The sequence below is a fragment of the Paracoccus broussonetiae genome (assembly GCF_031854425.1).
In the GTDB taxonomy this organism is placed as follows: Bacteria; Pseudomonadota; Alphaproteobacteria; order Rhodobacterales; family Rhodobacteraceae; genus Paracoccus; species Paracoccus broussonetiae.
The window spans coordinates 14,579-36,774 of the sequence record NZ_JAVRQI010000008.1; the positions used below are offsets into that span (position 1 = coordinate 14,579).

At 63.5% G+C, this 22,196-nt stretch carries 21 protein-coding genes; 9 read left to right on the forward strand and 12 right to left on the reverse strand.

Features of this window, described 5'->3' with window-relative positions; translation table 11 throughout:
• Positions 1 to 45 precede the first annotated feature (45 nt).
• Positions 46 to 1,389 carry an NAD(P)/FAD-dependent oxidoreductase gene (locus RM190_RS11300; protein ID WP_311759547.1) on the reverse strand — a complete coding sequence of 448 codons (1,344 nt, stop codon included), beginning with the start codon at positions 1,387 to 1,389 and terminating at the stop codon, positions 46 to 48.
• Positions 1,390 to 1,556: 167 nt separating this feature from the next.
• On the opposite strand from RM190_RS11300, the gene RM190_RS11305 reads away from it, so the two are divergent.
• Positions 1,557 to 2,822 carry an ABC transporter substrate-binding protein gene (locus RM190_RS11305; RefSeq protein ID WP_311759548.1) on the forward strand — a complete coding sequence of 422 codons (1,266 nt, stop codon included), beginning with the start codon at positions 1,557 to 1,559 and terminating at the stop codon, positions 2,820 to 2,822.
• Here RM190_RS11305 and RM190_RS11310 read toward each other — a convergent pair.
• The 7 genes from RM190_RS11310 to RM190_RS11340 all read right to left on the reverse strand — a co-directional run bounded on the left by RM190_RS11310 (position 2,806) and on the right by RM190_RS11340 (position 10,896).
• Complete coding sequence (locus RM190_RS11310) at positions 2,806 to 3,453, reverse strand: FadR/GntR family transcriptional regulator (RefSeq protein ID WP_311759549.1); 648 nt, start codon at positions 3,451 to 3,453, stop codon at positions 2,806 to 2,808. The genes RM190_RS11305 and RM190_RS11310 overlap by 17 nt on opposite strands.
• A gap of 175 nt (positions 3,454 to 3,628) precedes the next feature.
• Entirely contained in the window at positions 3,629 to 4,972 is a 1,344-nt protein-coding gene (gene glnT, locus RM190_RS11315) for a type III glutamate--ammonia ligase (RefSeq protein ID WP_311759550.1), read from the reverse strand.
• A 55-nt stretch (positions 4,973 to 5,027) separates the two neighbouring features.
• Complete coding sequence (locus RM190_RS11320) at positions 5,028 to 6,353, reverse strand: FMN-binding glutamate synthase family protein (protein WP_311759551.1); 1,326 nt, start codon at positions 6,351 to 6,353, stop codon at positions 5,028 to 5,030.
• A gap of 11 nt (positions 6,354 to 6,364) precedes the next feature.
• Positions 6,365 to 7,048 (reverse strand): GXGXG domain-containing protein, encoded by a 684-nt coding sequence (locus RM190_RS11325; RefSeq protein ID WP_311759552.1) that lies wholly within the window; start codon positions 7,046 to 7,048, stop codon positions 6,365 to 6,367.
• 1 nt (position 7,049) lies between these two features.
• Positions 7,050 to 7,937: a class II glutamine amidotransferase gene (locus tag RM190_RS11330; RefSeq protein WP_311759553.1), complete on the reverse strand. Its 888-nt coding sequence runs from the start codon at positions 7,935 to 7,937 to the stop codon at positions 7,050 to 7,052.
• Between the two features lie 255 nt (positions 7,938 to 8,192).
• Complete coding sequence (locus tag RM190_RS11335; protein WP_311759554.1) at positions 8,193 to 8,489, reverse strand: hypothetical protein; 297 nt, start codon at positions 8,487 to 8,489, stop codon at positions 8,193 to 8,195.
• Positions 8,490 to 8,607: 118 nt separating this feature from the next.
• Entirely contained in the window at positions 8,608 to 10,896 is a 2,289-nt protein-coding gene (locus RM190_RS11340) for an arginine/lysine/ornithine decarboxylase (protein WP_311759555.1), read from the reverse strand.
• A gap of 290 nt (positions 10,897 to 11,186) precedes the next feature.
• Between RM190_RS11340 and RM190_RS11345 the strand changes: the two genes are divergently transcribed.
• Together RM190_RS11345 and RM190_RS11350 are read left to right on the forward strand one after the other, a co-directional pair.
• Positions 11,187 to 11,576 carry a DUF6152 family protein gene (locus tag RM190_RS11345; protein WP_311759556.1) on the forward strand — a complete coding sequence of 130 codons (390 nt, stop codon included), beginning with the start codon at positions 11,187 to 11,189 and terminating at the stop codon, positions 11,574 to 11,576.
• Positions 11,577 to 11,580: 4 nt separating this feature from the next.
• Entirely contained in the window at positions 11,581 to 12,051 is a 471-nt protein-coding gene (locus RM190_RS11350) for a DUF2214 domain-containing protein (RefSeq protein WP_311759557.1), read from the forward strand.
• Positions 12,052 to 12,071: 20 nt separating this feature from the next.
• Here the strand turns inward: RM190_RS11350 and ald are convergent, their stop codons facing one another.
• Positions 12,072 to 13,190, reverse strand: coding sequence for an alanine dehydrogenase (gene ald / locus RM190_RS11355; RefSeq protein ID WP_311759558.1), 1,119 nt, complete (start codon positions 13,188 to 13,190; stop codon positions 12,072 to 12,074).
• A 162-nt stretch (positions 13,191 to 13,352) separates the two neighbouring features.
• Complete coding sequence (locus RM190_RS11360; RefSeq protein ID WP_311759559.1) at positions 13,353 to 13,817, reverse strand: CYTH domain-containing protein; 465 nt, start codon at positions 13,815 to 13,817, stop codon at positions 13,353 to 13,355.
• Positions 13,818 to 13,970: 153 nt separating this feature from the next.
• Here RM190_RS11360 and RM190_RS11365 point away from each other — a divergent pair, with 153 nt between their 5' ends.
• Positions 13,971 to 15,029 carry a bifunctional transcriptional activator/DNA repair enzyme AdaA gene (locus RM190_RS11365; protein WP_311759560.1) on the forward strand — a complete coding sequence of 353 codons (1,059 nt, stop codon included), beginning with the start codon at positions 13,971 to 13,973 and terminating at the stop codon, positions 15,027 to 15,029.
• A gap of 6 nt (positions 15,030 to 15,035) precedes the next feature.
• On the opposite strand, the gene RM190_RS11370 is transcribed toward RM190_RS11365, so the two are convergent.
• A complete protein-coding gene (locus RM190_RS11370; protein WP_311759561.1) occupies positions 15,036 to 15,497 on the reverse strand; it encodes a YaiI/YqxD family protein in 462 nt (153 codons plus the stop codon).
• A gap of 152 nt (positions 15,498 to 15,649) precedes the next feature.
• On the opposite strand from RM190_RS11370, the gene arfA reads away from it, so the two are divergent.
• Genes arfA through RM190_RS11395 form a run of 5 tightly spaced genes read left to right on the forward strand, consistent with a single transcriptional unit; the run spans position 15,650 to position 21,311 of the window.
• Positions 15,650 to 17,149 (forward strand): arabinosylfuranosidase ArfA, encoded by a 1,500-nt coding sequence (arfA, locus tag RM190_RS11375; RefSeq protein WP_311759562.1) that lies wholly within the window; start codon positions 15,650 to 15,652, stop codon positions 17,147 to 17,149.
• A gap of 3 nt (positions 17,150 to 17,152) precedes the next feature.
• Complete coding sequence (locus RM190_RS11380) at positions 17,153 to 18,220, forward strand: ABC transporter ATP-binding protein (RefSeq protein WP_311759563.1); 1,068 nt, start codon at positions 17,153 to 17,155, stop codon at positions 18,218 to 18,220.
• A 43-nt stretch (positions 18,221 to 18,263) separates the two neighbouring features.
• Positions 18,264 to 19,544, forward strand: coding sequence for an extracellular solute-binding protein (locus RM190_RS11385; protein ID WP_311759564.1), 1,281 nt, complete (start codon positions 18,264 to 18,266; stop codon positions 19,542 to 19,544).
• A gap of 55 nt (positions 19,545 to 19,599) precedes the next feature.
• Positions 19,600 to 20,484, forward strand: a complete 885-nt coding sequence (locus RM190_RS11390; protein WP_311759565.1) for a carbohydrate ABC transporter permease — start codon at positions 19,600 to 19,602, stop codon at positions 20,482 to 20,484.
• Entirely contained in the window at positions 20,481 to 21,311 is an 831-nt protein-coding gene (locus tag RM190_RS11395; RefSeq protein ID WP_311759566.1) for a carbohydrate ABC transporter permease, read from the forward strand. Before RM190_RS11390 ends, RM190_RS11395 begins: the two co-directional genes overlap by 4 nt.
• Here the strand turns inward: RM190_RS11395 and RM190_RS11400 are convergent.
• A complete protein-coding gene (locus tag RM190_RS11400) occupies positions 21,301 to 22,071 on the reverse strand; it encodes a FadR/GntR family transcriptional regulator (RefSeq protein WP_311759567.1) in 771 nt (256 codons plus the stop codon). The genes RM190_RS11395 and RM190_RS11400 overlap by 11 nt on opposite strands.
• Between the last annotated feature and the right edge of the window lie 125 nt (positions 22,072 to 22,196).

Here is a 22,196-nt window from a genome sequence, read left to right on the forward strand (position 1 = left end):
TGCAGAAAAAGAGGAGCGGTGGGGAACCTCCGCTCCAGTAAGGGATCAGTTGCGAAGATAGGCTTCCATCGAATCGTCCAGCGCATCCTTCCACGGCGTGTGGTGCGGGGGCGCCATCGTCCCGGTGATGACCGAGCGATACGAATGGTTGCGGAAGCCCATGATGTCGTCGACCTTGTGATGCTTCCATTCATAGAAAGCCTCGCAGGCGCCATCGACGTCGAAATTGGGATAGTCGGTTTCGGCGATCAGTTCCTTGACGTAGTCGCCCTGATACTTGATCGCGTATTTCACGTCCTCGCCCGCTTCCTCGCGCGCCTCGCGCTCGGCCACGTCGGACATCATGGTCTGCTTTTCGTCCGGGACCTGGATCCGGTCCAGGATGATGTCGCGGACATACCAGGCCTGGGCGTCGAACATGTTGAAGGTGAACCACTGGTCCTGCATGCCCAGATAGAACAGGCGCGGGTTGTGGACATAGACGACCCCCTTGTAGAGATCAGCCGCCGCCAGGCGGTTCGCCGTCTTCAGCCGGAGGTCATCGGGCAGGAAAGGGAAGTAATGCCTGTAGCCGGTGCACAGGATGATCGAGTCGATCGCCTTGCTGCTGCCATCGGTGAAATGTGCGGTCTTGCCCTCGACCCGGACAAGCGCGGGCTTTTCTTCCCAGTTGTCGGGCCAGGCAAATCCCATCGGCGCCGAACGATAGCAAGAGGTCACCGATTTCGCGCCGTATTTCCAGCATTGCGAACCGATATCCTCGGCCGAATAGGACGAGCCGACGACCAGCACGTCCTGCCCTTCGAATTCGCGCGCGTCGCGGAAGTCGTGGGCATGGGTGATGCGGCCGTAGAATTGCGAGAAACCAGGATACTCCGGCACGTTCGGGCTGGAGAAGTGGCCTGACGCGATAATGACGTTGTCGAAGCGTTCCTTGTAGACATGGTCGTTCGCCATGTCGTGCACGGTCATGGTGAAATCGTCGTTCTCGGCATCGTACTCGACCCAGCGGACCACGGTGTTGAAGCGGATCCAGTCGCGGACGCCGGCCTTCTTCACACGACCCTCGATATAGTCGACCATGACGGCGCGCGGCGGATAGGACGCGATCTGTTTGCCGAAATGTTCTTCAAAGGAATAGTCGGCGAATTCCAGACCTTCTTTCGGGCCGTTGGTCCACAGATAGCGGTACATCGAATTGTGGACCGGCTCGCCATGCTCATCGGTGCCGGTGCGCCAGGTATAGTTCCAAAGGCCGCCCCAGTTCGCCTGCTTCTCGAAGCAGACGATTTCGGGAATCTCGGCCCCTTTGCGGGCGGCCGACTGGAAAGCCCGGAGCTGGGCCAGCCCAGAAGGCCCGGCGCCGATGACGGCGACGCGTTGCGACATTTCAATCTCCCCGACTTTTGGTTTGGACCAGTTTTCGATTCCGATCCATTTGGTGTGATCCAATTGAGCGACCAATTTTTGCGTCGGTCAAGAATTTTTCCTCGGAGAATAATTAATGCGTCATATTTCGCCTTCCGAGACTATTTTTCGCGATCTAGGATCACGCGATGCGCACATCCCTTGCACAGCGTCTTTCGGTCAGCGGCAGCCTTCCGCGTGCGATGCGCAAGGCGCCCGATGCGGTGCCCATCGGTTTCCTGGCACCGCTGACCGGACCTTCGGCCCCCTGGGGGCGTCCGGGGCTGGAAGGCTGCCAGCTTTGGGCGGATTGGGTGAATGAACATGGAGGGTTAGCGGTCGGGGGGCTGCGCCTGCCGGTCCATATCGTGGCCCGCGATGCTGCGCTTTCGGATGCCGAAACGGTGATCGCCGCCCGCGAACTGGTCGAGCAGGCGGGGGCGCGGCTGGTCCTTGCGCTTGGCGGTGACAGCCTTGCCCCAGCCTTGCCCTGGCTGATGGCGCGCCGGGTCCTGACCACCACGTTGCTGCCGTTCGATCTGTCGCCCCATACACCCAGCCTGATCGCCCCGGCCGAGGTGCATCCGCTGTTTTCCGTTACCGGGGCCGAATGGCTGGCCGCGAATCGGCCCGGTTTCCGGCGGGTCGCGCTGTGCAGCCAGGATGACATGATGGGCCTGCCCTCGCTTGCCACCTATCGCGCGGCCTTTGCGGCCGAAGGGATGCCTGTCGTGCGCGAGATCCGCTATTCCCCCGAACGGCGCGATGCGGCCGCGATGGTGCAGGCCATGCTGGCCGCGGATCCACAGGTCCTGTGCTGGTGTTCGTCCGAGCCCCACATGGTTCACGCGCTGACCGAAGCCGCGTTCGAGGCCGGTTTCCGTGGTCCGATCCTGTCGTGCACCGGTGACAATTACAGACGGTTGGTCGGCGTCACCTCGACCGCCTTCATGCAGGATTTCATCTTCCAGTTTCCGGATTTCGACGATCCGCTGTTGAACGGGACCGCCTTTTTCTTTCGCCAGCCGCAGGCGTTCCATGCCGACTACCGCCAGCGATTTCCGGGCCATTGGTCGGCGGTCAGCTGGGAATACGCCTCGATCCTGGACCTCTGGCAATCGGCGGTCGAAATATGCGGCCGGACCGAGCCAATGGCGGTGCTGGACGCTATGAAGCGCGGCGGCCAGATGATGCAGGCATTCGGTCCCGCGCGTTGGTATGGGGATGCGCTGTTCGGCATCGACAATGCGCTGATCGGGTCATGGCCGGTGGTCAGGGTGGAAAACGGCACCGCGCGGATCCAAGAGTTCCGCTCGGTCCTGGATTGGCTGGGACGGCACGAAGCACTGCTGCTACGGGAAATGGCCAAGCTGGGGCTGCTGTGGCAGCAGCGTGCGCTTAGTCCTCCTGCATAAGCTGGCGCTGTTCGTCCATCAGCCCCTGCTGCACCAGGTCCAAGGCGCGCGCGATGTCGCGGTCCGAGATCGCCCCGACAAGTGCCGCGTAATCCGCGCGCAGGCGGACGATATTCTCGGGCGTCAGCCGCCGACGCTGCAATCCGGCGCGGTGGCGCTGGCGCCCGGCCTTGACCAGCAACCCATAGCAGGCCAGCAGCAGCGGGTTGCCGGTTCCTTCAGCCAGTTTCAGGCGGAACTCCTCTTCCAACCTGGCGAAGCGCGCGGGGTCAATGGCGGCTTCCATCCGCTGGACGATCTCGTTCAGTTGGTCGATGGCCGAAGGTGGCATGTGGATCAGCGCCAGCCGGATCATCTCGGGCTCAAGGATGCCGCGCATGACCTGCAAATGCAGCGGACCGGTCGCGGCGGCGATCGGGGCAGCCTCATCCCAGGTGCCGGGATCGGCGACATAGGAACCAGCGCCAGCGCGGCGGGTGATCAGGCCTTTGCGTGACAAAAGGTCCAGCGCCTCGCGCAGGGTATTGCGCGCGATACCCAGGCTGGCGGCCAATTCGCGTTCGGCCGGCATCCGGCTTCCATGCGGATATTCGCCCGAGGCGATGCGATGGCCCAGGGTTTCGGCGACCATCTGGACAGTGGAGCCCGAGGCGGGGGATTCCACCAGGGCCGTTGGAACATTGCGCGGCAAAGAGGTCACGTCGCCTCCGGGATGCTGGACAGCCCGATTGAAACCGGGCTGAACCTTTTGCGCAAGTGACGATGAACCAATTATACCAATTAAGTTCGCCGTCGTGGCTTCCGGGTCAGATATCCAGCGTGTTGTCGCGTTCCCATTGCGACAGATGCGCAGAATAAGTGTCCCATTCCTTGGTCTTCAGCTTGATATAGGCATTCGAGAACTCAGTCCCCATCGCCTCTTTCAGCTCGCTATCCGCGTCAAAGACCCGGATTGCGTCCAGAAGGTTCAGTGGCAGCTTGGGCGCGTCTTTGACGATGTGACCCTCGGCATACATGTCGATGTCCCAGCGCTTGCCCGGATCGGCCTTGGATTTCAGGCCGGAAAGCCCCGCTGCGATGATGACCGCCTGCAGAAGATAGGGGTTCACCGCGCCGTCGGGCAGACGCAGCTCGAACCGGCCGGGACCGGGGACGCGCACCATGTGAGTCCGGTTGTTGCCGGTCCAGGTCACCGAGTTCGGCGCCCAGGTCGCGCCCGAGCTGGTGCGCGGGGCGTTGATGCGCTTGTAGCTGTTGACTGTCGGGTTGCAGATCGCCGCCAGTGCCGAGGCGTGCTTCATGATCCCGCCCAGGAAGTGGCGGCCGCTGTCCGACAGGCGCAGCTCCTTGCTGTCATCGGCGAAGGCGTTCTTGCCGCTGGCGATGTCCCAGACCGAGATATGGGCGTGGCAGCCATTGCCCGTCATGCCCATGATGGGCTTCGGCATGAAGGTCGCGCGCATGCCGTATTTCTCGGAAATGGCACGCAGCATGAACTTGAAGAAGCTGTGCTTGTCGGCGGTCTTCATGGCCGAGTCGAACTTCCAGTTCATCTCGTACTGGCCGTTCGCGTCCTCGTGGTCGCACTGATAGGGTTCCCAGCCCATCTCGAGCATGTAGTCGGTCAACTCGGCCATCATGTCGAAGCAGCGCAGAACGACCTGCTGGTCATAGCAGGGCTTGACCGAGCAGTCCTTGCCGTCGAACAGCGCCTGGCCTTCGGGGGTCAGCAGAAAAAATTCGGGCTCGACGCCAGTTTTGACATCGAGCCCGAGATCTGCTGCCTGAGCCACCAAGCGGGAAAGCACATTGCGCGGTGCCTGGCTGAGATCCTCATCGTTCATGATACAACGAGCGGGAACCCAGGCGACCTCCTTTTTCCAGGGAAGCTGGACCGCGGCGGAGGGGTCTGGAACCGCCAGCATGTCCGGGTGGGCGGGGGTCAGGTCCAGCCAGGTGGCGAAGCCCGCAAAGCCGGCACCGTCCCTTTCCATGTCGGCAATGGCCTGCGCCGGCACGACCTTGGCGCGCTGCGCGCCCATCAGGTCGGTGAACGAGACCATGAAATACTTGATCCCATTCTCGCGGGCGAAGTTCGTCAGCCGGCTCGCCTTGCTTTTTTCATGATTGAATGTGCTGAGGTCGGTCATCTCTAATCCTGTTGGGTTGGTGGAGACGGCTCACTTTCGCCGTCTCTCATTCACATCAGAAGCCTGACTGACCGGGGATCCAGCTGGTCCCGGCAAGGGGCACACCCGCCATGGCGGCCGCTTCGATCGTCAGGGCGCAAAGGTCTTCGGGCTCCAGGTTGTGGACATGGCTCTTGCCACAGGCGCGGGCGATGGTCTGGCATTCCAGCGTCATCACGGCAAGGTAGTTGCGCAGACGGCGCGCCGCCTCGACCGGGTCCAGGCGCTTCATCAGCTCGGGATCCTGGGTGGTGATGCCGGCCGGGTCCTTGCCCTCGTGCCAGTCGTCATAGGCATCCGCCGTGGTGCCAAGCGCCTCGTATTCGGCGGCCCATTTCGGATCGTTCTCGCCCAGGGCGATCAGCGCGGCGGTGCCGATAGCCACCGCATCCGCGCCAAGCGCCAGCGCCTTGGCCACGTCTGCGCCCGAACGGATCCCGCCCGAGACGACCAGCTGGACCTTGCGGTGCATTCCCAGATCCTGCAGCGCTTTCACCGCGGGACGAATGCAGGCGAGGGTCGGCTGGCCGACGTTCTCGATGAAGACGTCCTGCGTCGCGGCGGTGCCGCCCTGCATCCCGTCCAGCACCACGACATCCGCGCCTGCCTTGACCGCCAGCGCCGTGTCGTAATAGGGGCGTGCGCCACCGATCTTGATGTAGATCGGTTTTTCCCAGTTGGTGATCTCCCGGATTTCAAGGATCTTGATTTCCAGGTCGTCCGGCCCGGTCCAGTCCGGGTGACGGCAGGCCGAGCGCTGGTCGATTCCGACCGGCAGGTTGCGCATGTTGGCGACGCGCTGGGTGATCTTCTGGCCCAGCAGCATGCCGCCGCCGCCCGGTTTCGCACCCTGACCCACCACGATTTCGATCGCGTCGGCGCGGCGAAGGTCGTCGGGGTTCATGCCATAGCGGCTGGGAAGGTATTGATAGACCAGCTTTTCGGAATGGCCGCGTTCCTCGTTGGTCATGCCGCCGTCGCCGGTCGTGGTCGAGGTGCCGGCCAGCGTCGCGCCGCGACCCAGGGCCTCTTTCGCGGGACCGGAAAGGGCGCCGAAGCTCATCCCCGCGATGGTGATCGGGATCTTCAGCTCGATCGGCTTTTTCGCAAAGCGGGTGCCGAGCACGACCGAGGTGTCGCATTTCTCGCGATAGCCTTCCAGCGGATAGCGGCTGATCGAGGCCCCAAGGAACAGCAGGTCGTCGAAATGGGGAACTTTGCGCTTCGCGCCGCCGCCACGGATGTCGTAGATGCCGGTATCGGCGGCGCGGCGGATTTCGGCGTTGATGCCGGGGGAATAGGTCCAGCTGTCACGCGGCAGGGTCTGCGGGGTTTTGTCCATGATGTCTCTCATCAATAGGCTCCGGCATGATCGACGTGGAAGTTGTAAAGCTTGCGGGCAGAACCGTAGCGCTTGAACTCCTCGGGCTTGGCATCGGCGCCCGAACGTTCCAGCAGGTCGCGCAGGATTTCCAGATGCTCGGGCCGCATTTCCTTTTCGATGCAGTCCGAACCCAGCGACTTGACCTTGCCGCGCACGAACAGCCGCGCTTCGTAAAGCGAGTCTCCCAGCGCGTCGCCGGCATCGCCCAGCACCACCAGGTTGCCCGATTGCGCCATGAAGGCGGACATGTGGCCGATATTGCCGTGGACGACGATGTCGATGCCCTTCATCGAGATCCCGCAGCGGGACGAGGCATTGCCCTTGATGACCAGAAGGCCGCCATGCCCGGTCGCCCCGGCATATTGGCTGGCATCGCCGTCGATGACGACGGTGCCCGACATCATGTTTTCGGCGACGCCCGGACCGGCCGAGCCGGTCACGCGGATCGTTGCCTGCTTGTTCATGCCGGCGCAATAGTAGCCGGTCGAACCCTTGACCGTCACCTCGATCGGGGCGTCAAGGCCGACGGCCACCGCATGGGCACCCTTCGGGTTCTCGATCACCCAGGCGGTCTGGTTGGTGGCCAAGGCCTGTCCCTGCAGGGTGCTGTTCAGTTCGCGCAGCGGCGTGTTCGCAAGATCGATGGTCTGCATCTCAGCGTTCCCAGAAATAGACGGTGGCGGGCTCGGGCTCCCAGACGCGGGCGTTCTCGATCCCCGGAAGATTGGCGAGCGCGCGGTATTCGGAACCGAAGGCGACGTAATCATCGGTTTCGGCCATCACGGCAGGCTTGCAGGCAATCGGATCGCGCACGACACCGAAGCCGTTCTTGGTCCCGACCACGAAGGTGAAGAAGCCGTCCAGATCCTCAAGCGTGCCTTCCAGCGCCTCGCCCAGGTTCGCGCCATCTGCGAGCCGCGAAGAGATGTAGCAGGCCGCGACCTCGGTATCATTCTGGGTCTGCGGGGCGAAGCCCTTCTGCGTCAGTTCGCGGCGTAGCTGGTTGTGGTTCGACAGCGAGCCGTTATGGACAAGGCACTGGTCCGCACCGGTCGAGAAGGGGTGTGCGCCCAGCGTCGTCACCGCGCTTTCGGTCGCCATGCGGGTGTGGCCGATGCCGTGGCTTCCTGCCATGTCGCGCAGGTGAAAACGATCTGCGACGTCCTTGGGCAGGCCGACTTCCTTGAAGATCTCCATCGAGTGGCCGGCGCCCATCACGCGGATACCCTTTTCGGCCATGAAGGCACGGGCCTGGGCCTCGGTCCCTTCGGGCAGCGTCAGGACGGCGTGGGTGTCCACGACCCGCATCGACACCGGCCCTTCAAGGGCGTGGGACAGCGCGGTGTCGAGACCGTGGAACGTCTCGTCCGGGGTGTCCGACTGGACGGTGATCTTCAGTTTTCCGCTGTGGTCGCCATAAATCGCGATCCCGGCGCTATCCGGGCCCCGATCGGTCATGGTGATCAGCATGTCGGTCAGAAGATCACCAAGCTTCGGGCGCAGGTCTTCCTTTTTGAGGAAGAGGCCAACAATGCCGCACATCCTTGTCTCCAGTGTTGCGTTGCGTCTTCCTATATAACCGCTAAGAAAATTAAATTCGCAACAGGAAAATTGATGGCGATGAAAAGGCGGCTGCGAAAAGCCGGTCTGCCCGATTTGGCGTCAGGGCAAAGCCCGCTCGGGCACGGGTTTGGCCCGCGCCTGAAAGGGCAATTCTGCCAACGAATTCACAGTGGAATTTCAGGAAAAGCAGGGTGGGGGACCGGAGTTTTCCGGTGCCGGAGGCATCGGCGCGGCTCAGCCGTGCTCGGCCAGCGTGCAGATGCCGTTTGCCCCTTTAGGCCCGGTATAGGACAGGCTGGACGAGCCGTCGGGATTGATCGAGATCGAGATCACGACCTTGCCGTGCTGGGCCTCATAGTAATTGTCGTTGAAGGTCTTCAGCTTGGCTACCTGCCCGTTCACATAGACCGGACCGCCTTCATCCGCGTGGACTTCGATCTTGCCGGGACAGGTGGCGTTGATCAGCGGGATATTTGCCGAAGCGGCGTGTGCCAGAACAAGCAGCGCGATGGTCACGGGAACAAGACGCATGACGATTCTCCCCAAAGGATGGGGAAAGGCTAGGTCGGCGCGTGCGAGGGTTCAAGCGTTGTCGGAAGGCGGGATGTCCCCGGCCGCTGGGGCCGGAGGCGGGGCAGGTCGAGTCGGGTCAGCCGGCGACGCAATCGGCGAAGTAGTGCATCCGCCCGTCTTCGCCGATCTCCTGAACCAGACCGTGGATGTCGGTTTCGAAGCCGGGGCATTCGCGCGCAAATTCGCGATTGAATTTCAGGTATTCCACGATCTTGCGGTTAAAGACCTCGCCCGGGATCAGAAGCGGGATGCCCGGCGGATAGGGGGTGACAAGGCTGGTGGTGATGCGCCCCTCAAGCTCGTCGATCGGCACGCGCTGCGTGGTTCGCTGGGCGATATGGGCAAAGGCGTCGCTGGGCTTCATCGCGGGGGTCAGTTCGCTCAGATACATCTCGGTCGACAGGACGGCGACGTCGTATTTCGCGTACAGCGTGTGGACGTGCTGGCACAGGTCGCGCAGACCCAGCTGTTCATAGCGGGGATGCTTCGCACAGAAATCCGGCATGGTCCGCCACATCGGCTGGTTGCGGTCGTAATCGTCCTTGAACTGCTGCAGCGCGGTCAGCAGCGTGTTCCAACGGCCCTTGGTGATGCCGATGGTGAACAGGATAAAGAAGCTGTAAAGCCCGGTCTTTTCGACCACGACCCCGTGCTCGGCCAGATATTTGGTGACGATCGAGGCCGGGATCCCCGTCTTCTCGAAGCGCCCGTCCAGATTCAGGCCGGGCGTGATGATGGTCGCCTTGATCGGGTCCAGCATGTTGAAGCCCGGCGCCATGTCGCCGAATCCGTGCCAGCTGTCCTCGCCATCGCGCTGGACGCCGTCGGCATCGGTGCGGCGCAGGACCCAGCTTTTCGTGCTGCCGATACCTTCCTCTTCCAGCTCGTCCGGTCCCCAGACCTGGAACCACCAGTCGTCATCGCCAAATTCGGCGTCGACCTTGCGCATGGCGCGGCGGAAATCCAACGATTCGGCGATGCTTTCCTCGACCAGCGCGGTGCCGCCCGGAGGTTCCATCATCGCCGCGGCGACGTCGCAGCTGGCGATGATCGAATATTGCGGACTGGTCGAGGTGTGCATCAGGTACGCTTCGTTGAACAGGTGCCTGTCCAGTTTAGTGTCCTGCGAATCCTGCACCAGCACATGGCTGGCCTGGCTGATCCCGGCCAGCAGCTTGTGGATCGACTGCGTGGCATAGGTCACGGAATGCTTGGTGCGCGGCCGCTTGCGGCCCATCGCGTGATAGGTGCCATAGAAGGGGTGGAAGGCGGCGTGGGGCAGCCATGCCTCGTCGAAATGCAAGTTTTCGACATAGCCGTCCAGCAGGCCCTTGATGACCTCAGTATTGTAAAGGACGCCGTCATAGGTCGATTGCGTCAGCGTCATGATGCGCGGTTTGACCGCCTCGGCGTCGACGCCGTCCAGCAGCGGGTTCGAACGGATCTTGGCCTTGATGGTCTCGATCTCGAATTCGCTGTAGGGAATCGGACCGATGATGCCGAAATGGTTGCGCGTCGGCTTCAGGAACACCGGAATCGCGCCGGTCATGATGATCGAATGCAGGATCGACTTGTGGCAGTTGCGGTCAACGACGACCACGTCGCCCGGCGCGACCGTGTGGTGCCAGACCATCTTGTTGCTGGTCGAGGTGCCGTTCGTCACGAAGAAGCAGTGGTCTGCGTTGAAGATCCGCGCGGCGTTCCGTTCAGAGGCGCCGATCGCGCCATTATGGTCCAGAAGCTGGCCCAGCTCCTCGACCGCGTTGCAGACATCGGCGCGCAGCATGTTCTCACCATAGAACTGGTGGTACATCTGCCCGATCGGGCTTTTCAGGAAGGCGACGCCGCCGGAATGACCGGGGCAATGCCAAGAATAGGACCCGTCTTCCGCATAGTCGAGCAGCGCCTTGAAGAAGGGCGGCTGGATGCCTTCAAGATAGCTTTTGGCCTCGCGGATGATGTGGCGCGCGACGAATTCCGGCGTATCCTCGAAGGCGTGGATGAAGCCGTGCAGTTCGCGCAGGATGTCGTTGGGCAGATGGCGCGAAGTCTTGGTCTCGCCATAGATATAGATCGGGACATCTGCATTCTTCCAGCGCACTTCCTCGATGAAGTTGCGAAGGTTGACGACGGCAGGGTCCAGATCGGGACCGGGGCTGAATTCCTCGTCGTCGATCGACAGGATGAAGGCAGAGGCGCGCGATTGCTGCTGCGCGAACTGGGTCAGGTCGCCATAGCTGGTGACGCCCAGAATCTCAAAACCCTCGCTCTCGATGGCCTCGGCCAAGGCGCGAATGCCCAGCCCCGAGGAATTCTCCGAGCGGAAATCTTCGTCGATGATGACGATGGGAAAGCGAAACTTCATGCAGGTCTCCTGACGGGAGGGCAGCCCTGCGGGAAGACACAGCATGTCACGGTTGCTCGTCCTCCTGCTCTGTCTGGTCGGGTTGGGTTCAAAGGGCCGTTTGTGCCATTGAGGGGGTGTCGTCAAGCCTGAATGACCGGGCAGGGCAAAAGCGGCGGATCCCCCCGGCGGGGCGTGCCGCAAATACCGCCGTGCACCCGCTTCGATAACGCGATTGTCACAGCCCGGCGGGGCGGTTCCGGGTTATCATTGGGCTCTGCGAAGGATCGCCCCCAAGCCGGGAGACGCACATGCTGATCTGTCGCCGCCACCTGATCGCGACCTTTGTCGCCCTGGCCTGCGGGCTGGGGTCCATTCCCGCCTTGGCCCATCACGGCTGGTCCTGGGCCGAGCCCGAGCAGTCGCGGATCGAGGGCACCATCGCCTCGGTCTCGATGAGCCCGCCCCATCCTTCGCTGCGCGTCAAGGCCACGGACGGGACGCTGTGGCAGGTGGATCTTGCCAACCCGAACCAGACCGCGCGCTCTGGCTTCACCCAGGATGTGGCGCCCGAGGGCGCGGCCATCGTCGTGATCGGAAACCGCAACAAGGACCGCGACCGACCGCACATGAAGGCGGTGCAGGTGGTAATCGACGGCAAGGTCTTCGACATCTATCCCGATCGCATCCGCAAGGATTAGCGCCTTGGACCAGCTCGCCGTCTGGATCGAGCATTGGACCCTGGCCGAGGCGCTGCGCCGACCCGGCGCACTTTATCCCTTGGTGAATGCGGCGCATGTGCTGGGGATTGGGCTGCTGCTGGGCGCGATCCTGCCCCTTGATCTGCGGCTGCTGCTGGGTGGGAGTACGCCCCTGCAGGTGCTGGCACCATTCCTGTCGCGCGCGGCCGGGATCGGTTTGACCCTGGCGTTGCTCACTGGCTTTGCACTGTTCGCGGTCAAGCCGCGGGAATATCTTGGAAATGGCGCCTTCATCTGGAAAATGGTGCTGCTATCGCTGGCACTGATCAATGTCGCGTTGCAGCACGTGAATCCGGGTTGGGCACGCGTGGTTCGGCATGGAACCGTCGATGCTCCGACCCGGATCCTGGCCGCCCTGTCGGTTCTGGCATGGCTGGGCTGCCTTGTGGCGGGGCGCTGGATCGGCTTTCTGTGACCCCGCCCGCTACTGTCGGATCAGCTTGCCAGCAGCTCCTCAGGCGTGAGCGAGGCCAGACCAAGCGCCGCCCCAACCGGGGGCGAGGTCAGCCGCCCCTCATGCGTCGCCAGTCCCGCGCGCAGATGGGGATCGTGCTGGATCGCGCGCCGCCAGCCGTGATCGGCCAGCGCGAGGACAAAGGGCAGCGTCGCGTTCCCCAGCGCCTGGGTCGAGGTCCGCGCCACCGCACCGGGCATGTTCGCGACGCAGTAATGGATGATGCCGTCCACCTCATAGATGGGGTCGTGATGGGTGGTCGGGCGCGATGTCTCGAAGCAGCCACCCTGATCGATGGCCACGTCGACCAGAACCGCGCCGGGTGGCATGGTGGCAAGCTGCGCCCGCGTCACCAGCTTGGGTGCCGCCGCCCCCGGCACCAGCACCGCACCGATCACCATGTCGGCGGTTGTCAAAAGCTCGGCCGTGGCGGCGCTGCTGGCATATTGCGTGGTCAGCTTGCCCATGAAGATGTCGTCCAGATAGGACAGGCGCGCGACCGAGCGGTCCATGACGGTCACGTTTGCGCCCATGCCTACCGCGACCCGCGCCGCCGCCGCGCCGACTACGCCGCCGCCGATGATCAGGACATTGGCCGGGCGCACGCCGGGCACACCCCCCATCAGGACGCCGCGCCCGCCATTGGCCTTTTGCAGCGCCCATGATCCGACCTGCGGGGCAAGGCGACCGGCGACCTCGGACATCGGCGCCAGAAGGGGCAGGCCGCCGCGCGCATCGGTCACCGTCTCATACGCGATGGATGTTACGCCCGAGGCCAGCAGATCGCGCGTCTGCGCCGGGTCCGGAGCAAGGTGCAGATAGGTGAACAGCACCTGTCCCCGCCTCAGCATGGCGCGCTCAGCCGCCTGAGGTTCCTTTACCTTCACGATCATCTCGGCCCCGGCAAACACCGCCGCGGCGTCGGGCGCAATGCCCGCGCCCGCAGCCTGATAGTCCAGGTCCGTGAAGCCGGAGCCCTGGCCGGCGCCGGTTTCTACCAGAACCTCGTGCCCGCGGCCCACCACCTCGGCCACGGCGGCGGGGGTCAGACCCACGCGGAATTCCTGCGGCTTGATCTCTTTCGGGCACCCGATCCTCATGGTTTCCTCCTCTGCCCTGCGGATGTTGCTGAGACGAAGTCTGGCACCGCTTGGGCAAAAGATCATGCGAAGCATCAGTGGAAAACGGCGCTCCGGCGGCAGGATTCGTCGCAAAATGGCACTGTCGCGCAAGAAACGGGCGTTTCGCGCGCCTTGGGTTTTTCAGCTGGCGAGGCGGGCGCGCACCATGTTGGTCTTGCGGTAATCGTCGTTGCCGGTGACCTCCTCGCCCAGCCAGGGCGGGGACGAGATGGCCGCATCTTCGGACGGCAATTCGATCTCGGCCAGCACCACCCCTTCAAGCAGGCCGTGATATTCGTCGACCACCCATTCCTGTCCGTCGGCCATAATGTGGTGGCGCGTCTTTTCCAGGATCGCGCTGTCGCAATGCTGCTCCAGCATGATACGCGCGTCGGTCGCCGGGATCTCGTACTCGAATTCGTCGCGGCTGATGCCGATTCGCTTGCCCTTGACGGTCAGAGTGGCACGGTCGTCATAAAAGCGGATGCGGACCTTGCGGCCATCCTCGACCGCGACAAGGCCGTCGCGTAGGTTGACCTTGCGCAGGACCTGCGCGCGCCACAGATCGTTCGCGACCAGGAATTTTCGTTCGATCTCTTTGGGCATGAACGCTCGGAACAGGATTCGCGGGCCTTATCGCCGCTTCGCGGCGTTTTGCCAAGGCAGGCTGGACAGTACCGGACGAAGGTCAGGGGGAATTTCTGCAATAGACGCCCGATTTCCGGCCCACCGGCCGCGTTCATGGTGCTAACAGAGGCCATGCTGTTCGATCTTCCAGACCATGACACCCTGTATCAGGCCCTGCTGTCCCGCGATGCGCGGTTTGACGGACAGGCCTATGTTTGCGTGGCGTCGACCGGGGTCTTTTGCCGGCTGACCTGTCCGGCGCGCAAGCCCCTGTCCACCAATTGCACCTTCCGCGCCACCATCGGCGAATGCATCGAGGCCGGGTTCCGTCCCTGCCTGCGCTGCCATCCGCTGCAGGCCGCGGCAGGGTCGGATCCGACCATCGCCGCGTTACTGCGGGCGCTGGACGACCAGCCGGGACGGCGCTGGAGCGAACAGGATCTGAAGGACATGGGGCATGACCTGTCCACCGTACGGCGTAGCTTCCGGCGGCATTTCGGCATGACATTTCTTGAGATGGCGCGGCAACGGCGCCTGCGCGAGGGGTTCGAGACGCTGTCGGGCGGCGGCCCGGTGATCGCGGCGCAAGTGGATGCGGGCTTCGAATCGGCCAGCGCCTTCCGCGTGGCCTTTGCCCGGATCCTGGGCGCGGCCCCGGCCGAGTTGGCGCACGGGGGCCATTTGCGCGCAAGCTGGATTCCGACGCCCCTTGGCGACATGGTGGCCGTGGCGAGCGACACCCACCTGCACTTGCTGGAATTCGTGGATCGTAAGGCCCTGCCGACGGAATTGCAGAAGCTGCTGGCGGCCACACCGGGCGGGCTGGGGCTGGGCCGCACCCGCATCACCGAACAGGCAGCGGCCGAGCTTGAGGCCTTTTTCGCCGGGCGGTTGCCCCGCTTTTCCACCCCCGTGCATCAGCTTGGCAGCGCCTTCAGCCGCGAGGTGTGGGACGAGTTGCGCCGCATCCCGGCCGGGGAAATCCGCAGCTATGCCGATGTCGCGCGGCGGATCGGGCGTCCTTCGGCGACGCGGGCCGTGGCGCGGGCAAACGGTGCGAACCAGATCGCGCTGATGGTCCCTTGCCACCGAGTGATGGGCGCGGACGGATCCCTGACCGGATATGGCGGTGGGCTGTGGCGCAAGCAGCGCCTGTTGGAGATCGAGCGCCAGTATCGCCCCATGGCCTAAGTCGGTTCAGCCCCGCGGCACCCGCAGCGCCGCGGTCATCATCCGGTCCAGCGCCTGCAGGAAACGGGCGCGGTCAGCCTTGGAAAACCCGGCCCCGCCGCCCTGCAGGAAGGGATTGGCGGCGCGCAGGTCGCTCATCAGGTCGCGGGTCGCAAGGCGCGGGCCGATATTGGCCATGTCCAGCACCTCGCCATTCGGCTGCACGACCTGCGCCCCGGCTTTCAGGCAGCGGTCAGCCAGTGGGATGTCGGCGGTGACGACGACATCGCCCGGACCGCAATGTTCGGCGATCCAGCGATCGGCCATGTCCGGCCCCTCCTGCACGATCACCAGTGAGACCAGCGGATTGGCGGACGGGCGCAATCCACCATTGCAGACGAGCACCATCGGCAGGCGCAGGCGCGTCGCGACGCGCTCTGCCTCGGCCTTCACGGGGCAGGCGTCGGCGTCGATGTAAAGCGTGGTCATGCGGATTTCCCTGCGAGGACAGTCGGGGCGGCAGTCTTGCACCGGATTGGCGACGGGTGAAAGGGGGCGGGGCGCGCCCTGCCGTGAAGAAGTGTTTGACAGGTCCGACGCCACTTTTTATTTGTAAGACAAATTAAGGGAGAGAGGGATCCATGCGGGTCAACGCCGCCATCCATCGCGATTTCGCGATTTCCGAAATCGACGACAGGCTTTACGCCGCCTTCATCGAGCATATGGGCCGCGCCATCTATTCCGGCATCTATGAGCCGGGCCATGCGCAGGCGGACGGGAACGGCTTTCGCCGCGATGTCGCGCAACTGGTGCGCGATCTGAATATCCCGGCGATCCGTTATCCGGGCGGCAACTTCGTGTCCTCGTATAACTGGGAAGACGGCATCGGCCCCAAGGAAGACCGTCCGGTGCGCCTGGACCTTGCCTGGCGCAGCAAGGAAACGAACCAGGTCGGCATCAACGAATTCGCCACGTGGGCGGATGAACTGGGCATCGACATGATGCTGGCCGTCAACCTGGGGTCGCGGGGGATCGAGGAAGCCCGCAACTTCATGGAATATGTGAACCATCCCTCTGGCAGCTACTGGTCCGATCTGCGCCGCAAGCATGGGGTAGAAAAGCCCTATAACGTCAAGATGTGGTGCCTGGGCAACGAGATGGACGGCCCGTGGCAGATCGGTGCGAAGCAGGCGCGCGAATATGGCCGGCTGGCGGATGAAACCGCCAAGGCGCTGCGCGCGATGACCCCGGATGCCGAACTGATCGTCTGCGGGTCGTCCAACGACCAGATGCCGACCTATCCCGAATGGGAACGCTCGGTGCTGGAAGAATGCTATGAGCATGTCGACTATATCTCGCTGCACAAGTATTTCGGCAACTCGTCGCGCGACACGCTGAACTTCTTCGGCAAGATCGAGGAAACCGGCCGCTATATCAACGCGATCGGCGGGGTGATCGACTTCGTCAAGGCCAAGAAGCGGGCCAAGAACGACGTCTATATCTGCTTCGACGAATGGAACGTCTGGTATCACCGGCGCGAAGAGGATTCGCGGCGCTGGCGCAGCTGGGACTGGCCCGAGGCGCCCGCCCTGCTGGAAGAGGACTACACTTTCGAGGACACGCTGTTCGTCGCTGGGCTTCTGAACGAATTCATCCGCCGCTCGGACCGGGTGAAGATCGCCTGCATCGCGCAGCTGGTGAACGTCATCGCCCCGATCCGCGCCGACAAGGGCGGCAAGGCGTGGCGGCAGTCGATCTACTGGCCCTATCAGTTGGCTTCGCTTTACGGGCGCGGCACGGCGCTGCGTGTCGCGGTGGACGGGCCGAAATACGATTGCGAGGTCGCCTCGGACGTCGATTACCTGGACATCAGCGCCGTCACGCGGGACGGCACGGTCACGGTCTTCATCGTCAACCGCCACCTGACCGAGACGCTGGACCTGCGCCTGTCGCTGACCGGCTATCCCGGCGCGACGGTCGAGTTCCACAAGGTGATCGAGGGGCATGACCTGATGGCGACGAACGGCCCGGATGCCGAACCGATCGCGCCCACGGACGGCAAGGGTCTTGCGGTCGAGGATGGCGCGCTTGGCGGCAAGCTTGCGCCGCTGTCCTATCACGTCGTCCGGCTGAAGGTCTGACGCATGTCGGGCGTTGTCCTGCGCAATGTGCGAAAGTCCTTCGGTGGCGTCGATGTCATCCGTGACGTGTCGCTGACCGTCGAAAAGGGCGATTTTGGCGTCTTCGTCGGCCCTTCGGGCTGCGGCAAGTCGACCTTGCTGCGGATGATCGCCGGGCTTGAGGACACGACCTCGGGCATGATCCAGATCGGCGGGCGCGACGTGACCCAGGTCGAACCCGCCCGCCGCGGGGTCGCAATGGTGTTCCAGTCCTATGCGCTTTATCCGCATCTGAGCGTGGCCGAGAACATGGCCTTTTCCCTTCGGCTGGCGCGAAAGTCGCGTGCCGAGCGCGAGGAAAAGGTTCGCGAGGCCGCCCGCATCCTGCAACTGACCGACCATCTGGACAAGCGCCCCGCCCAGCTTTCGGGCGGGCAGCGCCAGCGCGTCGCCATCGGCCGCGCCATCGTGCGCGAACCCGAGGTGTTCCTTTTCGACGAGCCCTTGTCGAACCTTGACGCGGAACTGCGCGTGCAGATGCGGCTGGAACTCAGCCGCCTGCACAACCAGATCGGCGCGACGATGATCTATGTCACGCATGACCAGGTCGAGGCGATGACGCTGGCCGACGACATCTTCGTCCTGCGCGGCGGCGTGGTTCAACAGGCGGGCGCGCCGTTGCGGCTCTACGACGACCCCGACAACCGTTTTGTCGCGGGCTTCATCGGCTCGCCCGCGATGAACTTCATGGCTGGGACCGTGATTGCGCAGACACCCCGGGGCATCCGCGTCGCCGCCGAGCAAGGCGAGGTCGACGTGCACTTGCAGGACCGGCCGTCCGAGGGTGCCGCGGTCATCGTCGGCATCCGCCCGGAAAGCCTGGCACCTGCGGAAACCGGCATCCCGGTTACGGTCGAGATGGCCGAGGAACTGGGCGGCAACGCCTTTGTCCATTGTCGGCTGACATCGGGGGCGGACATCGTTTTCGAACGTCGCGGATTGCGCGACCGGCTGGATGGCCAGCGCATCAAACTGGCAGCGGACCCGACACGGGTCCTTTGCTTCGCACCCGAGGGAAATCGGCTGCGCTGACCAATCCGGACGGGGAGAGTCCGGTCAAAAAGGGGAGAGAAGAATGAAACTGTTTACCTCGCTGGTGACGGCGGCGCTGCTGAGCGGCGCGATGCCGGTCATGGCCGAAACCCAGAACATCACCTGGTGGGATTTCTTCGCCGGCGGCGACGGCGTGCGGATGAAGGCCCTGATCCAGCAGTTCAACGAGGAAAACCCCGATATCAAGGTCAATGCGACAACGCTGGAATGGGGCACGCCCTTCTATACCAAGGTGCGCACCTCGGCCGCGGTGGGGCAGGGGCCGGACGTGATGACCTATCACCTGTCGCGACTGCCGATGGGGCTGAAGGAAGGCATCCTGACGCCCATCACCGATGCCGACCTTGCCGCGGCTGATCTGAAGCAGGACGATTTTTATGCCCCGGCGCTGGCCGCGGCAAAGGGACCGGACGGCACGCTTTACGCGGTGCCCTTCGACATCCATTCGACCTTGCTGTTCTACAACAAGAAGCTGCTGGAGGGGACGCCCTATCTGGACGCAGACGGCAACCTGACGGGCGTGGATTCGCTGGAAGGGTTCGAAGGCGCACTGGCCGCCGCCAAGGAAAAGGGCTCGACCGCGCCGATTTCCTACGCCACGGGCGATGATGGCGGCGTCTATCGTGTCTTCTATACCTTGCTTGCGCAGCAGGGGGGCGAGCTGATCTCGGCCGATGGCCAGGTCCTGCCCGGCGACAGCGCCGACAAGGCGGTGCGCGCGGTTGAGATCATGACCAAGTGGTATGAGAACGGCTGGCAGCCCGAACAGGCGCTTTACGAGGCTTCGGTCGCGCTGTTCACCTCGGGCAAGTCCGCTTTCTTCTTCAACGGCGCCTGGGAAGTCCCGACCATGGTCGATCTGGAGGCGAAGAAGGAACTTGGCTTCGAATGGGGCGTGGCCGAAATCCCGCCGCTGATGGGCAAGCAGACCAACTGGGCCGACAGCCACGGCTGGGCGATCCCGATCCAAGGCAAGTCCGAGATGTCGCCTGAAAAACGTGCGGCCGTGATGAAGCTGATCGGCTGGATGGAGAAGCATTCGCTGGCCTGGGCGGCGGCGGGCCATATCCCGGCCTACAAGCCGGTCGCCTCTTCCGACGAGTTCAAGGCGATGAAGCCGAACTCGAACTATGCCGGCCTTGCCGACCACGCCACCTATGATCCGCGCAGCCCGGTCGCTGGCGTCGCCTCGCCCGTCTATGACGCGGCGGTCAATGTCCTTGCCCCCGCGATCCACGGCTATATGCCCGCGGATGAAGCGATCGCGCAATTCCGTGCCGAAATCGAAGGGGCGATGAAGTAGGACCATCACGGCCCCCGGATCATTCCGGGGGCCGCGCACCCGAAAAGGACCGCCCATGGCGATGATACGAAACCAGAGGCGGCACCGGCTTGTCGCCTATTCCCTGATCCTCCCCTTCGTCGCGATCTTCGCGCTGGTCTTTGCCTATCCGATCACCGAGGTCATCCGGCTGAGCTTTACCAACGCGACGCTGATCGGCGGCGGGGACTGGATCGGGCTTGAAAACTACCGCCACCTTCTGGCCGACCGGCTGTTCTATACCTCGCTGAAGAACAACGGCTATTTCGTGCTGCTGACGGTAATCCCGACCACCGCCATCGCGCTTGGCATCGCGCTGATGGTGCAGCGCCTGTCGGGCAGGGTACAGGCGCTGGCGCTAGCGCTGTTCTTTCTGCCCTATATCCTGCCCGTCTCGGTCGTGACCCAGATCTGGGCCTGGATGCTGGACTTTCAGTTCGGCATCCTGCAACCCGTGCTTGAACTGATCGCCGGAAAGCCGGTGCCGGTCTTCAAGAACCCGCATTGGGTCATGCCGATGATCGCACTGGTCACGGTCTGGTGGACCAACGGCTTCAACGTGCTGCTGCTGCTGGCTGGGCTGCGCAACATTCCCCAGGATCTTTACGAGGCCTCGGCGCTGGACGGGGCGACCCGCTGGCAGCAATTCACCCGGATCACATGGCCGCTTTTATGGCCGGTCGTGACACTGGTGCTGACGCTGCAACTTATCCTGCAGCTAAAGCTGTTCGACCAGGTCTATCTTCTGTCCGAGGGCGGGCCGTTCAACTCAAGCTCGGTCCTGCTGCTGATGGTCTATCGCGAGGCGTTCCAGCAGAACAACGGCGGTTACGCGGCGGCGATCTCGCTGGTGGTGTTTTTGCTGATCGTGGCCGTCTCGGTCTTTCAATATCAGGTGCTGCGCATCAGGGGGCGTCGATGACACGGCAAAGACGGTTCGAAAACCTGGCGCTGACCGCCTTCACGCTGGTCGCAGGCGCGATCTGGATCTTTCCGCTTTACTGGGCTTTCGTGACTTCGATCCGGACCGAGAACCGGGTGGTGTCGGAACATGCGGGCCTGCTGCCGGACGAATTCAACCTGAGCGCCTATTATGACGCCCTGTTCAATTCGAGCTTGCTGAAATGGTATGTGAACTCGATCGGCACCTCGCTCATCATCACGGCGGTTGTGCTGGTCGTGGGCATGATGTGCGCCTATGCCATCAGCCAGATGGAGTTTCCAGGTCGCCGCCTGCTTTACGGCGTCGTGCTGGGCAGCTTCATGGTTCCGGCGCAGGTGCTGGTCGTGCCGCAGTTCATCCTGATGAACGATCTTGGCCTGATCAACAAATGGGGAGGGATCATCCTACCGCAGCTGGTCGTGCCGGTGGTCATCATCGTCTACAAGCAGTTCTTCGACGCCGTCCCGAAAGAGATGAAAGAGGCGGTCGTGCTGGACGGGGGCAGCGATTACACGATGCTGTTCCGCGTCTATCTGCCGCTGAACTGGGGCATCACCACGGCGTTGGCGATCATCACCTTCATTTCGTCCTGGAACGCGTTCCTGTGGCCCTTCCTGGTCATCACGACCGAGAACATGATGACGATTCCGGTCGGGATCACGCAGGTGAACGATGCCTTCGGCGTCGCCTATGCCCGCGTGATGTCGGTCGCGCTGCTGGGGGCGGCCCCGGTCGCCATCGCCTATCTGCTGTTCCAGAAGCGCGTGACCGAGGCGGTGATGATCTCCTCGGGGGTCAAGGGCTGACCTGGCGCAGGTCGAAGACCGTCCTGCCCGAGGTGTCGAGCAGCGCGGTATCGACCAGCTCCGCCATCAACTGCCGGGCGCCCGCGGCATCGCGGGCCTCGATCCGCTCGAAGACGGCAGCATGTTCCTCGACCGGATTGCGGGTATGAGGATTGGGCATGTCGCGATAGCGGAAGGCGGTGGTAAAGGCCACCGCCGCGCAGATCCCCGCCTCAAGCGTCGCCAGAACCGGGTTGTGCGAACTGCGCAGGATCGCGCGGTGAAAGCTGGCATCCGCCTGGTGCCAGCTTGTCTCGGTCATGTCGCAGGTCCGCATCGCGTGGAGCGCGGTGCGGAAAGCGACAAGGTCGTCGTCGCTGCGCCGCGTCGCCGCCAGTGCCGCGGCCGAAGGTTCGACCATCGCGCGCAGTTCATAGATCGCGCCGATGAACCAGTCCGGCGGCGTTCCGGATTCAAAGAACCAGCGCACGACATCGGGGTCCAGCAGGGTCCAGCCTTCGCGTGGGGCAACGCGGGTGCCGCTGCGGGTGCGGCTGATCAGCATCCCCTTGGCCGCGACTTGACGCAGCGCCTCGCGATAGGCGCCGCGCGAGACGCCGGCCATTTCGCCGAACTCCATCTCTTTCGGGACGGGTTCGCCCACGGCAAGTTTCCCGGCGACGATCTGCCGTCCCAGCCAGTCCGCAATGGAGCCGTGGATGCGCCGCGAACTGTGCGTCGAAAAGACCGGGGCCGTGCCTGAATCATGATCCTTTTTCATCCCACAGTCATAGACGATCGGGGGACCAAGAGCAGCGGGAATATTGCGGGAATCCCTGCTTGCGCGCAGGTTTCGGCGACGGGTTGGCCACGCCTGTCAAGCATCCGGCGCGTCGCTGGCCATCA